The organism is Methylobacillus sp. DLP286, from assembly GCF_056636515.1.
This window is the reverse complement of record NZ_CM153145.1, coordinates 833,432-846,641: the sequence shown is the minus strand read 5'-3', so window position 1 is coordinate 846,641 and position 13,210 is coordinate 833,432. Positions and strand designations below refer to the sequence as shown.

Annotated in this window: 13 protein-coding genes; 8 read left to right on the top strand and 5 right to left on the bottom strand. The window is 56.9% G+C overall.

The window, feature by feature from the left end; translation table 11 throughout:
* The first annotated feature begins 1 nt into the window (after position 1).
* From mltG to ACWXTG_RS04005, 8 genes are all read left to right on the top strand, one after another.
* The gene (mltG, locus tag ACWXTG_RS04040) at positions 2-1,006 is read left to right on the top strand and encodes an endolytic transglycosylase MltG (RefSeq protein ID WP_309565321.1); all 1,005 of its coding nucleotides are present in this window, start codon (positions 2-4) and stop codon (positions 1,004-1,006) included.
* Positions 996-1,607 (top strand): dTMP kinase, encoded by a 612-nt coding sequence (gene tmk / locus ACWXTG_RS04035; protein WP_480220794.1) that lies wholly within the window; start codon positions 996-998, stop codon positions 1,605-1,607. Before mltG ends, tmk begins: the two co-directional genes overlap by 11 nt.
* Positions 1,604-2,608 (top strand): DNA polymerase III subunit delta', encoded by a 1,005-nt coding sequence (gene holB / locus ACWXTG_RS04030; protein ID WP_480220793.1) that lies wholly within the window; start codon positions 1,604-1,606, stop codon positions 2,606-2,608. Before tmk ends, holB begins: the two co-directional genes overlap by 4 nt.
* A gap of 8 nt (positions 2,609-2,616) precedes the next feature.
* Positions 2,617-2,988, top strand: a complete 372-nt coding sequence (locus ACWXTG_RS04025; protein ID WP_480220792.1) for a PilZ domain-containing protein — start codon at positions 2,617-2,619, stop codon at positions 2,986-2,988.
* Positions 2,989-3,032: 44 nt separating this feature from the next.
* Positions 3,033-3,809, top strand: a complete 777-nt coding sequence (locus tag ACWXTG_RS04020; RefSeq protein ID WP_480220791.1) for a TatD family hydrolase — start codon at positions 3,033-3,035, stop codon at positions 3,807-3,809.
* Positions 3,800-4,570 (top strand): MBL fold metallo-hydrolase, encoded by a 771-nt coding sequence (locus ACWXTG_RS04015; protein ID WP_480220790.1) that lies wholly within the window; start codon positions 3,800-3,802, stop codon positions 4,568-4,570. The genes ACWXTG_RS04020 and ACWXTG_RS04015 overlap by 10 nt, the downstream gene beginning before the upstream one ends.
* A gap of 61 nt (positions 4,571-4,631) precedes the next feature.
* A complete protein-coding gene (locus ACWXTG_RS04010) occupies positions 4,632-5,006 on the top strand; it encodes a hypothetical protein (RefSeq protein ID WP_480220789.1) in 375 nt (124 codons plus the stop codon).
* 406 nt (positions 5,007-5,412) lie between these two features.
* The gene (locus ACWXTG_RS04005) at positions 5,413-7,179 is read left to right on the top strand and encodes a putative bifunctional diguanylate cyclase/phosphodiesterase (RefSeq protein WP_480220788.1); all 1,767 of its coding nucleotides are present in this window, start codon (positions 5,413-5,415) and stop codon (positions 7,177-7,179) included.
* A gap of 12 nt (positions 7,180-7,191) precedes the next feature.
* On the opposite strand, the gene ACWXTG_RS04000 is transcribed toward ACWXTG_RS04005, so the two are convergent.
* The 5 genes from ACWXTG_RS04000 to gloB form a co-directional block, all read right to left on the bottom strand.
* On the bottom strand, positions 7,192-8,016 hold the full coding sequence (locus ACWXTG_RS04000; RefSeq protein ID WP_480220787.1) for an ABC transporter permease: 825 nt from the start codon (positions 8,014-8,016) through the stop codon (positions 7,192-7,194).
* Complete coding sequence (locus ACWXTG_RS03995; protein WP_309565312.1) at positions 8,013-9,032, bottom strand: ABC transporter permease; 1,020 nt, start codon at positions 9,030-9,032, stop codon at positions 8,013-8,015. The genes ACWXTG_RS04000 and ACWXTG_RS03995 overlap by 4 nt, the downstream gene beginning before the upstream one ends.
* Before the next feature lie 58 nt (positions 9,033-9,090).
* Positions 9,091-10,746: a peptide-binding protein gene (locus ACWXTG_RS03990; protein WP_480220786.1), complete on the bottom strand. Its 1,656-nt coding sequence runs from the start codon at positions 10,744-10,746 to the stop codon at positions 9,091-9,093.
* Positions 10,747-10,758: 12 nt separating this feature from the next.
* On the bottom strand, positions 10,759-12,321 hold the full coding sequence (locus ACWXTG_RS03985; protein WP_480220785.1) for a lytic transglycosylase: 1,563 nt from the start codon (positions 12,319-12,321) through the stop codon (positions 10,759-10,761).
* A gap of 114 nt (positions 12,322-12,435) precedes the next feature.
* Complete coding sequence (gloB, locus tag ACWXTG_RS03980; protein WP_480220784.1) at positions 12,436-13,188, bottom strand: hydroxyacylglutathione hydrolase; 753 nt, start codon at positions 13,186-13,188, stop codon at positions 12,436-12,438.
* Positions 13,189-13,210 lie beyond the last annotated feature (22 nt).

Below are 13,210 nucleotides of genomic sequence, written 5' to 3'. Positions count from 1 at the left end.
CATGCGCGTATTGAAGAGCTTGTTTGTGTTGGTGGCCGTCCTGGTCATTTCATTTGCCGCATGGATGGCTTATTTTGTTACCACCCCTTTGCAGTTTCCCACCAAGACGGTCGAGTTCGATTTGCGCATGGGCAGCAGCCTGCGCACCATTTCCGAGCAGCTGGTCGACCAGGGCGTCCTCAAGGAGCCATGGAGCTTCATCCTGCTGGTCAGGGCCATGAAAATGGCCGGCGGCATCAAGGCCGGCAACTATCTGTTGGAGTCGGGCCAGACGCCGTACGAGCTGTTCATCACCCTCAGCAACGGCAACGTGACCCAGGACAGCATTACCTTCATCGAGGGCTGGACCTTTGCCCAGATGCGCCAGGCGCTGAACAACCACGAATCGGTGCGCCACCTCACCATGGCGTATACCGATGAAGAGATCATGCGCAACATAGGCGCTGCCGGCAGCCTCCCTGAAGGATTGTTCTTTCCTGATACTTATTTTTTCAGCAAGGGCATGAGCGACCAGGACATCCTCAAGCGTGCGCACGTCGCGATGCAGAACCGCCTCAAGGCTGCCTGGGAGCAGCGATCGGCAGGCTTGCCCTACAGCTCTCCGTATGAGGCCTTGATCATGGCGTCCATCGTGGAAAAGGAGACGGGCAAGGCGAGCGAGCGCTCCGTCATTGCAGGCGTGTTCCTCAACCGCCTGCGCATTGGCATGCGGTTGCAGACCGACCCCACCGTGATCTACGGCATGGGAGAAGCGTTCGACGGCAACCTGCGAAAGAAGGACCTGTTGCGCGATACGCCGTTCAATACCTATACGCGGGTCGGCCTGCCTCCCACGCCTATTGCCATGCCGGGAATGGCCGCCATTACCGCGGCATTGCACCCGGCCAAGACCGACGCCTTGTATTTCGTCGGCAAGGGGGATGGCAGCCATCAATTTTCCCGCACTCTCAACGAACATAATCGCGCAGTGGTGCGATATCAACTGAAAGGTAGAAATGCGCGGTAAATTCATCACGCTGGAAGGCATGGATGGCGCAGGCAAGAGCTCGCACATAGAGAGCATCATCGCAGCGCTTAGGGCGCGTGGGCTTGAGGTGGTTTCCACGCGCGAGCCCGGAGGTACCCAGTTGGGGGAGAAATTACGTGAATTGCTGCTGCATGAGCGCATGCATGCGGAAACCGAAACCCTGCTGATGTTCGCGGCACGGCGCGAACATATTGCCGAAGTGATAGAGCCGGCATTGGCGCGCGGCGCCTGGGTGGTGTCCGACCGCTTCACCGATGCCTCGTTCGCCTATCAATGCGGCGGACGCGGCGTGCCGCGCGAAAAGGTGGAGGCGCTGGAGGCATGGGTGCAGCAGGGCCTGCAGCCAGACCTGACCCTGTTGTTCGACGTGCCCGTGGAAGTCAGCGTGGCGCGGCTGGCCACGGCCAGGGAGCCGGACAAGTTCGAGCGCGAAAGCGCCGAATTTTTCCGTCGTATCCGCAATGGCTATCTCGCGCGCGCCGAGGCCCAGCCGCAACGCTTCCGGCTGGTTGACGGCAACCAGCCGCTGGATGATGTGAGAGTGCATGTGCTCGATATCATGCAGAAGTTCGGGGCATGACAAGCCAGCGCTATCCCTGGCATGCCAGCACCTGGCAGCGCTTGCAGCAGTCGAGCGGGCGCAGGCATCATGCCTTGCTGCTGAGAGGCAAGCAGGGGATTGCCAAGCTGGAGTTTGCCAATGCATTGGCACAGTCGCTGTTGTGCCAGTCGCCCGCTGATGATGGCCATGCCTGCGGCCATTGCGTCAGCTGCAGCTGGTTCCTGCAGAACAGCCATCCCGATTACCGCCTACTGACGCCGGAGCAGGAGGATGCTGCCGAGCCTGCGGCAGCCAGCAAGAAGCCAGCTCGCAAGAGCACGCAGATATCCGTGGCGCAGATACGCGAGCTTGCCGGCTTCCTGGAGCTTTCCAGCCATCAGAACGACGGGGTGCGCATCGTCGTGATCCACCCGGCCGACGCATTGAACCAGACTTCGGCCAACGCCCTGCTGAAAATGCTGGAAGAGCCGCCGGCCGACGTCATCTTTATCCTCGTGACCAGTCACCCCCAGCGCCTGCTGCCCACCATCATGAGCCGCTGCCAGCAATTGGAAATGCCTGCCCCTTCGGAGGCGGAAGCGCTGGCATGGCTAGAGCAGCAAGGCATTAAGGACGCCCAGTACTGGCTGGCGTATAGCGGAGGCTCTCCTCTCAGCGCTGCGGAGGCGGCTGCCGGCAGCGACAAGGTGCAACTAGTGCCAGCAAGGCTTGCCCAGGGCCAGAAGCTCGATCCGTTCGGCTCGGCCAGCGAGTTTGCCGCCATCGGCATGGAAGAGGCGACGACCGCATTGCAGAAATGGCTGTACGATCTTGTCGCCGTCAGCTTGGGCGCGGTCCCGCGTTACCATGTGCGGGATACCGCGGCTTTGCAAGCATTGAGCAAAAGCGTAGACTTGAGCGCATTGCTGGCGTTCCAGCGCCAGGTGGATGAAGCGAGGCGTTCGGCCAGCCATCCTTTGAATAACGAACTGCAACTCGAGCATTTGTTATTGCAGTACAGCAAGCTGTTTTCCGGATAGAGGTCAACATGAGCGAACAAGAAGACGCAGACAAGCAGACAATGCACAAACCTAGCGTGATGTCGCTTGCGATCAAGGAAAAGGCGGCCTTGTATGCGGCGTATATGCCTTTTATCCTGGGGGGAGGATTGTTTATCCCAACCAACAAGTCATTCCATATCGGCGACGAGGTCTTCATGCTGCTTAGCTTGCTTGACAACCCCGACAAGCTCAAAGTGGCCGGCCGGGTGATCTGGATCAGCCCGGTCGCGCATGGCAACCGCCCGCAGGGGATAGGGGTGCAGTTGAGCGAGAAAGACGGCGGCCTTCAGGCGCGAAACCAGATCGAAGGTTTGTTGGGTAATGCGTTGAAGTCGCAGCGGCCTACGCACACAATGTAATATTTTTTTAATACTTATTCTTAATTTTTTGATTTATTTGTTTTATGTTGGTTGATTCTCACTGTCACCTGAATTTCCCAGAATTGCGTCAAAACCTTGAATCCCTGCGTGGCGCCATGCAGCAAGAGCGGGTCGGGCATGCGTTATGCATCTCCGTGACATTGCCTGACTTTCCCGACGTGCTTGCCGTGGCTGAGGCATATGATAATTTCTATGCCTCTGTCGGCGTGCATCCGGATTATGAAGATGAGCCTGAGTTCACCGAGAACCAACTGGTCGAACTGGCGGCACATCCCAAAGTGGTCGCTATCGGCGAGACCGGCCTGGATTATTTCCGCCTTACCGGCGACCTCGAGTGGCAGCGCGAGCGTTTCCGTACGCATATCCGGGCTGCCATCCGTGCGAAAAAGCCGCTGGTGATTCATACGCGCAATGCAGCGGAAGACACGCTGCGGCTCATGCGCGAAGAGCATGCGGAAAAGGTCGGCGGCGTCATGCATTGCTTTACCGAAAGCCTGGAAGTCGCCCTGGCTGCGATAGAGCTTGGCTTCTATATTTCTTTTTCCGGCATTGTGACCTTCAAGAACGCGGTGACTTTGAAAGAGGTGGCCAAGGCGGTGCCGCTGGACCGTATTTTGGTCGAGACCGATTCCCCATACCTCGCGCCCGTGCCGTTTCGCGGCAAGCCCAACCAGCCTGCCTACGTGCGCTATGTCGCCGAGGAAATCGCCAATCTGCGCGGCATCAGCTATCAGGAAGTCGAGCAGGCGACCACGGAAAACTTCTTCCGCCTGTTCAAGGATGCGCGCCCGTGCGCCTGACGATGCTGGGTGTCGGCTCCAGCGCCGGGACGCCGGTGATTGGCTGCCAGTGCGCCACTTGCCTGTCAGACAACCCGAAGAACAAGCGCAGCCGTTGCTCTTCGTTAATCACCCTGGGTAATGGCAAGAACATCCTGATCGATACCGGCCCGGATATCCGCTTGCAGGCCTTGCGGGAAGGCGTTACCCATGTCGATGCCGTGCTCTACACTCACACGCATGCAGATCACCTGCATGGCATTGACGACTTGCGCGCCTTTTGCCAGAAACAGCGCCAGCAGATCCCCTTGTATGGCAAGCCGGATGCGATGGAGCATATTGTCAGCAAGTTCGGCTATGCGATCCGCGAACCCGGAGACTACTGGGACTTGCCTATTCTGAGCGTCAACCCGGTCGAGCGTGCATTCGAATTGTTCGGCGCCCAAATCGTCCCGGTGCCGATATTGCACGGGCGCCTGGAAATGTATGGATACCGGCTTGGCAGGCTTGGCTACCTCACCGATGCCTCCGCCATACCCGAAACATCGTTGGAACTGTTGCAAGACCTGGATGTCTTGTTGCTGGACTGCTTGCGTTATACCCCGCACTACACGCATTTCAGCCTTGAGCAAAGCCTGGAGCAGGCGGCCGTCATCGGCGCAAAGCAGACCTATCTCATTCATATGACGCATGAAATGGAATATGAGGCGGTCAGCAAAATGCTGCCATCCTCCGTGCAGGTAGGGTATGATGGGCTCAAGCTTGAGATAGCTGATTTTTAACGAAAAGGGCTTGCCGCATGACGGATGGGACCTATACACAGAGGAAGAAGGAGTTGTTGTAATGGCATGGCACAAGAAGTATTTATTGGTGGTTGGCGCATTGCTCGTATCTATCACGGTGGCTGCACCCGTGATGGCCGAGCCTAAAAAGACGACCTACACCGAAGAGGAATTTCTGAATGCATTTGGCAACAAGACGCGCAGCGTCGTCGCCAAGCAGCTTGGCGAACCGCTCAAGAAGGAGCAGTCTGTCAAGCCAAGCAATGCCTCCACCGTCATTGGGCGCCCCACAGACAAGCAGGGCAAGCCTGACCAGGTGGAGATGTGGTACTACAAGGATCTGGTGAAGTATGATCCTAAGCGGACTTATAAGACCATCGAATTGACTTTTGTGAATGACCGATGCGTCAATATTGCATTTTTCAATAATAGATAATCAAGGCCGGGAAATCCCGGCTTTTTTTTATTCAATGAAGTAATTAGGGATTGTTTTCTGTAAGCCAGCTGAATAGGCCAAATGTACTATTCTCAAATTGTGGAAATCGATTGACGCTTTATTTGTCGCCAATTTAACATTTAACTATTGTGGTTAAGGCTTTATCAGCTGATTGTACGCATTCAATACGCATGGCAAGCGTTGTAAAAACAAGCGATATTTTTTACCAAAATAACCATTTTTTAATAATGGTTAAATACCTTGCAGTAGTCACAATATCAATAACACCGAAAGTGATGAAATGGCGTTTTTCACGGGGAATATGAATGGCGTAGGGTGTGTTGTGCGGACAGGCGCCCTGGCTGCCACTTTACAAGGCTTTAAATGTCCGCAATGGCTGAGCAGGTTGCTGCACCATTTGCTGCCAAGCATGGAGTTGCGGGATCAATATGACCTGCTGCAACACGAAGTCGCCGAGTTAAGGAAACGCCTGCTGGAGGCGGAGAGCGAACTCAGGATTACGCGCCACGCTTTTGAAAGCCAGGATGGCATCCTGGTGACGGATGCCAACAATATCATTTTGAAGGTCAATAGCGCATTTACCCGCCTGACTGGATACCGTCAGGACGAGGTGTTGGGAATGACGCCTTCGCTGCTGAAGTCCGGCCGGCAGGATGCGTCTTTTTACCGCAGGATGTGGAATGAGCTGCGCGAGCATCATTACTGGCAGGGCGAGGTCTGGGACAAGCGCAAGGACGGCACCATTTACCCCAAGCTGCTGACGATCAGGGCGATTACCGATGACCGCAACCACATCATCAACTACATTGCCACTTTTTCCGATGTCAGCCAGCAGAAAGAGGCCAAGGAAAACATCTATCGTCTGGCTTTCTATGATCCGCTGACCCAGTTGCCCAACCGGCGCTTGTTGATGGACCGGCTTTCGCTGGCATTGATGAATAGTCAAAAAAATAAAACCTATGGCGCCATTTTCTTCATCGACCTGGATAACTTCAAGACGCTGAATGATACCAAAGGCCATGATTTCGGCGACCTGCTGCTGACGGAGGTTTCTTCAAGGCTGCGCAGCTCGGTGCGGCAACACGACATGGTGGCCAGGTTCGGCGGAGACGAGTTCCTGGTGGTGCTGGAGGACATCAGCGCCGATGAGCAGCTTGCGACGCAAGGGGCTTTGCGGGTCGCGGAAAAGGTATGCCAGGCGATCAGCCATACCTACGAACTCAAGGGCTATCGCTACCACTGCACGGCCAGTATCGGCATCAGCATCCTGAGCGGCGAAGACAACATCCATGAAATCTTGCGCCGTGCGGACACGGCGATGTACCAGGCCAAGCAGACCGGGCGCAATACCTATTGCCTGTTCGATCCCCACATGCAGGAAATGATAGAACGCAAGGCGGGGTTGGAGGCGGACCTGCGCATGGCAGTCAGCCAAAACCAGCTTCTGCTTTATTATCAAATCCAGGTGGATGCGGAGCAACGTGCTTATGGGGCCGAGGTGCTGTTGCGCTGGCTGCATCCAGTGCGTGGCCTTGTGCCTCCTGCGCAATTCATTTCCCTGGCCGAGGAAACCGGACTGATCCTGCCGATAGGTCATTACGTGCTCAGCACCGCCTGCCAGCAGCTCAAGGCATGGGAGCGGCATGAACATACCCGCGACCTGGTGCTGTCAGTCAACATCAGCATCCGCCAGTTATGCCAGGAGGATTTCGTCAAGCAGATCAGGGACATATTGGAAGCAACCAAGATCAATCCCTCACGCCTCAAAATCGAATTGACGGAAAGCCTCATCATGGAGGGAACCTCGGACAACGCGCAGAAAATGCTGGAGCTGCAGCAGCTGGGGATTCATTTTGCCATGGATGATTTCGGCACCGGCTATTCTTCATTGGTGCACCTGAAGCGCTTGCCGTTGAACCAGCTCAAGATAGACCGCAGCTTCGTCGGCAATATCGTGCACAACGCCAACGACGCCGTGATCGTAAAAGCGATTATCGCGATGGCGGCAGCGCTGGACCTGCAAGTGATTGCCGAAGGGGTGGAAACCCGTGAGCAAATGGAAATGCTGCGGCAGTATGGCTGCACGGCATTCCAGGGCTACCTCTTCTCCAAGCCGCTACCGCTGGAGGAATTCCACGGCTTGCTGCATTAATCAATCTACCTGCTAGCGCGATTGCGATGAGCGCGGGTCATATACGTCGCGCAGGCCCTCGCCGAATAGGTTGTAGCCTAATACGGTAATCAAAATAGCCAGCCCGGGGAATAGGGACAGCCACCAGGCAAATTGAATATATTCCTTGCCGTCGGTGAGGATATTGCCCCATGACGCTTGCGGCGCCTGCACGCCTAGCCCGAGGAAGCTCAAGCCGGACTCGATCAATACTGCGCTCGCTACGCCGAGTACCGAGCTGACGATCACGGGCGTCATGCTGTTGGGCAACAAGTGCCTGAAAATCAGTCGGTTGTCGCTGGCCCCCAGGGTTTCCGAGGCCATGACGAATTCGCGGTTGCGCAGGCTCAGGAATTCGGCCCGTACGAGGCGGGTGACGCCCATCCAGGAAGTCAGGCCGATAATGATCATGATGTTCCAGATGGATGGCGTCAGGAATGCGATGACAGCCAGGATCAGGAAGAAGGTAGGGATCGACAGCATGACATCGACAGCCCGCATGATGAGCATGTCCACCCAGCCGCGATAATAACCCGCGATCGCGCCGAGGATGATGCCGATGATTGTGGCAATGCCGACGGCAACCAACCCGACAAGCAAAGAAATACGTGCCCCGAACAGCATGCGCGAAAATACATCGCGGCCCAGCGCGTCAGTGCCCATCCAGTGGCTGGAGGAAGGGCTCAGCAAAATCGCCTTGACGTCGATGGCATCCGGTTCGTATGGCGCGATCAACGGCGCAAGCAATGCCAGCAGGAAAATGCTAACGATGATGATGAAGCCGGCCAGGGCCAAGGGGTTCGAAAGCGCGCGCTTCATTGCATCACTCCACGGCGTACGCGCGGGTCGGCCCAGGCATAGGCCAGGTCGGCCAGCAGGTTGCCCAGCAGCGTCAGCGCCGAGCCTATGGTGAGTATGCCCATGATGACGGGGAAGTCCCGCATCAATACGGCATCGTAGAACAGCTTGCCCATGCCGGGAATGGCGAAGATGGATTCCGCGATCACGGAGCCGCCGATCAGCCCAGGGATGGAAAGGCCGAAAATCGTGATGAGCGGCAACAATGCATTGCGCAGGGCGTGGCCATAGACCACGGTATTTTCCGGCAGGCCCTTGGCGCGCGCGGTGGTGATGTAATCCTGGTGCAATACGTCCAGCATACCGTTGCGCACGAACAAGGAAATGCCTGCCAAGCCGCTCAATGCCGAGATGAACACCGGCAAGGCCAGGTGTTTTAATGCATCCCAGGCGTAGGCGAGCCAATGCATATGTTCGGCACCCTGGCTGTGCAGCCCTGAAATGGGAAGCCAGTCATTCATGACGCCGGTCCAGTACATGAGCAGCAATGCCAGCCAGAAGCCCGGGATGGCAAACCCGACGAAGACGAACAGGGTGATGGCGCGGTCCGGGAGGCGGTTCTGCGTCAGGGCCGAGACGACGCCTAGCGGCAGCGCGATGACGATGATCAGGCCCAGGCTCAGGACATTGATGAGCAAGGTAATGGGCAGCGCTTCCTGGATCATGCCCGGCGTGACGTTGCCATCCTTGTCCTTGGTCTGCCAGAACACCGGGCGTTGATGGGAGGCGAATGAAGTGCCGAAATCTAGCTTGACCATGCGCTGCAGCCACAGGCCGTACTGCACGATCACGGGCTTGTCCAGGTTGTACAGTTCGCGCAGCTTCTGGCGCGACTCCTCGCTGGCCTTGGGATCGAAGCCGGCCTCGGTGGTCGTGATGTCGCCAGGCGCGAGATGGATGATCAGGAAGGAAACCAGGCTGATGCCGATCAGCAGCGGCACCATCCAGAACAGGCGCTTCAATAGGTATTTCAACATGCGCAGGCCTTCCGGTAAGACGGTCCAAGGTCAGCGAGCATATTGGCAGCAACCGGCATCACTGGCTGATCTCCGTGCGACGCAATGGCCTGGGGATATACCAGTCCTGTGAATTGTGCCCGATCCCGGCAGGCGGGGCAGGGTTGTCTATGCCCTTGATGCGCTTGTGCATGGCTTGCAGGCCGTAGCCTGCGAACAGGTAGACGATGGGACTGTCCTCAAGCAGGATCTCCGCGAATTCGTGGTAGGTGCTCATGCGCTTGTCCGGGTTGAGCTCCATGCGTCCGCGCTCCAATAGGCGGTCAACGCGCTGGTTCTTGTAGCCGATGAAATTGAACTGGCCCGGCGCCTGCTGGGATGAATGCCAGATGGCATACTGGTCCGGGTCGACCGCCAATTGCCAGCCGAGCAATACCACGTCGAAGTCGCCGGTCTTGATGAAGCGGCCGATGAAGCTGGCCCATTCCAGCACCCTGATCTGCACATCGATGCCGATCTCCTTGAGCCGGCGCTGAATCAGCACTGCGCTCATTTCACGCTGCTTGTTCTGGTTGGTGAGAATCTCGAAGGAGAGCGGCTTGCCGTTGCGCTCCAGGATGCCGTTCCTGTTTTTCTTGAACCCGGCCTCCTCAAGCAAGGCCCTGGCTTTGGCGGGGTCGTAACTGTATGGCTTGAGGTTGGGATTGGACCAGCGGGTGCCCGGCTTGTAAGGGGAGGCGACCGGCTCCCCCATGCCCAGCAACACGCCGTCGATCAGCTCCTGCTTGTTGATGGCGTAATTGATGGCTTTGCGCACCCGGACATCGTTGAAAGGCTTGCGCTTGAGGTTGAAGCCAAGGTAGGTGTAGCTATTGCCCAGCTCCTTGTAAAGCGAGAATTTTTTCTGCAATTCTGGCCGTGCGGGGAAGATACGCGCGTATTGCACCGGCGACAGCGCCATGGTGTCGATATTGTTGGCCATCAGCTCGAGGAACTGCGAAGCCTCGTCAGGGATGAATCTGCTCACCAGGCGTTCTATCCTCGGTATTCCCTGCGTAGAAAGGGGATTGCTCACGAGGGAAATCTGCTCGCCAGGACGCCATTTTTCCAGTTTGTAGTAATGGCTGCCCACCGGGTTTCGGGCAAAAGGCGTATTGTTGATATCCTTGCCTTCCAGCAGGTGCTTGGGCAGGATGTCCAACCCCGCCCAGGAATTGACCGCCGGGGCGTAAGGCTCGGCGTAGCTTACCCTGAAAGTGCGCGCATCAGGCGTTTCGGCCTTGATGACGAGCTTGTAGTCGGAGGCGTAGGGCGTCCTGGTCTTGTCGTCGGTGATGAGCTTCCATGTGAAGAGGACGTCCGCGCTGGTGAGCGGCTTGCCGTCCGCCCATTTCAGGTTGGGCTTGAGCTTGAAGGTGATGACTTTCTGGTCCGGGGAAATCTGCCATGACTCGGCCAGCTCCCCCTCGAATTCCAGATTCCTGTCATAGCGCAGCAAGCTGCTGAAGATGTTCTGCGCCACTGCGGATGCGGCAGCCTCGCCAGCAATCATCGTAATCAAGCCGCTAGGTTCGCCGCGCGTGGCGTCGATCATCGTGCCGCCGTTTTCCGGCGGGTATTCAAGGTCGTAATTGACGACTTGCTCGACAGGGGAGCGGCCACAAGCTGAAAGGCAGGTGGCCAGCAGTACAGTCACGGCGGCAGGGTAACTCAAGGCTGGGAGAAGATCACGCATGCGGGAAAGCCATTAAGCCTCGTCTGGCCGGGAAACAGTTAACTTATTGCCTGGAACAATGTGAGATCCGGTCAGGTTGTTCCAGCGCTGCAAGTCCTTGCTTTGCACATCGAACTTGCGTGCAATGCTGTCCAGGGTGTCGCCGCGCTTGACGACGTAATGACGGCTGACGATCTTCCTGGCAAGAGCGCGCGCGATAGATGGAGCTGTGACAGTGAGCGCCTGTCCGGGCTTCAACGTGCTGGATTTCAGGCCGTTCATGCTCATCAGCTGCTGGTTGCTGATGTTGTAGCGTTTGGCAATGCTGCTGATGGTATCGCCGCTTTTCACCATATGCTTGATCGTGCTGGGTATTGTTGCACTAGTGGCAGCCATGGCAAGCTGTCCATGGTCGGCAATGGCAATCGTGGCCTCAGTGATGGTGTCCGCCGGGACGGGCACCAGCAATGGCATATTGCTGTTGAGGTTGTTCGCACTCAGGCCGTTGATGTCGCGCAGCTTTGCCGGGTCGATGCCGAATTTCCGCGCGATGCTGTCCATGCGCTCGCCTCGCTTGGCGTGGTAAGTTTGCCAGTTGACCAACGGCTTGTCGTAGACCGCCAGGTTGTTGGTGAAAATCTCGGCTGCACTGATGGGCAGCAGGATTTCATGCACCTGGCCGTTGGCGGTGAGTACCGGGCGGTTGTATTCGGGATTGAGTGAAGCAAACTCTTCGGAGGAAATTTCGGCCAGTTCTGCTGCCAGTTTTGCGTCGATCTGCTGAGGAGCGGTGACTTTGACGAAGTAGGGCCGGTTGGGAATGCTCTGTATGTTCAGGCCGTAGCGTTGCGGATTTGTCATGATGTTCTTGACCGCCTGCAGCTTGGGAACGTAATTTTTTGTCTCGTCCGACAGTTCCAGGCTCTGGTAGTCTGTCGGCAGGCCTAGGCTGCGGTTGCGGGCAATGGCCCGGCTTACGGTGCCTTCACCCGCGTTGTAGGCCGCTAGGGCGAGATCCCAGGTGCCAAACATGATATAGAGTTTCTGCAGGTAGTTGAGCGCTGCGTTGGTCGCGGCAGTGACGTCCCGGCGGCCATCTGTCCACCAGTCCTGCTTGAGGCCGAAATTCTTGCCGGTCGACGGGATGAATTGCCAGATTCCCGAAGCGCTGCTGCGCGAGAGCGCCTGTGGATTGAACGCGCTTTCTATCATGGGCAGCAATGCAATCTCTGTGGGCATGCCGCGTTTTTGCACTTCCTCGACGATATGGTAGAGATAGCGCTGGCTGCGGTCCACCATGCGCTTGACGTAGTCAGGACGCGAGGAATACCAGCTTTCGTGCGTGCTGGTGATCGGGGATTGCAGTTCCGGGATGCCATAGCCGTCGCGAATCCGCTGCCACAAGTCAAAGGTGGCGAGGTTTTCCTGGCTCTGGAGATTGGCGCTGTCAGGCATGTAGCCTGCAACATCATCGCTGGGATAATCCCCGAGAATGACGATCTCGTCGCCGACCACATTGGTGACAGCGTAAGCTGCGGGAGCTGTAATGATAGGTAACGCCAGTAATACCAGCTTCAGCAGGGACTTCACAGTCATTCACATTTCTCGTGATGGCTTCGGGTGCTAGGATAGTAGCGAATGAGGGAATGCAGCGTCAAGTCTATGGCAAAAATAAACACCCAACTTGAAGTAACTTCATTATGTTGATGATTAAAAATGGTTTCTCATCTCCCGGATTGCCGTAAAAACATTCACCGGATCTGGCGTCGCACTGCCTGATGCCGCGATCACGCCAGGCTCGTGGCAGCGCAGGAAGGGATTGGTAGCCAGCTCCAATGCCAGGCTGGAAGGCAGGCTGGGCAGGCCTTTGGCGCGCAAGGCGCTGGTTGCCTGCTGGCGGGCAAGCAATGCCCCATGGCCAGGTTCCAGGGACAAGGCGAATTCCAGATTGTGTTCGGTATATTCATGTGCGCAATACACTTTTGTATCCGCAGGCAATTCCGTCAATTGCTGCAGTGATGTGTACATTTGCTCAGGAGTCCCTTCAAACAGGCGGCCGCAGCCTGCGCCAAACAGGGTATCGCCACAGAACAGCATGCCGTTGCCGCAATAAGCCACATGGCCCAGGGTATGGCCGGGGACTTCCAGTACCGACAGGGAAAGCGCAGGCTCGGCAAAGTCCAGCCGGTCGCCGGCAACGACCGGCTGGTGCGGAAACGGGTATTGCTCTTTCTCAGGTGCGAATGCCCGGGCTGACGTGGCGTGGATCAGCTCTTCCACGCCGCCAATATGATCCATGTGGTGATGGGTGACCAGGATGGCATTCAGCTGTAAACCTAGCGCGGACAGCGTCTCCAATACAGGCTGGGCGTCACCTGGGTCCACCACGACGGCGTGGCCATGCTGGTGCAATAGCCAGATATAATTGTCCTTGAAGGCAGGAACCGGGATAATCTCAAGCATCTAAGCGATCAGTCAATGTGCG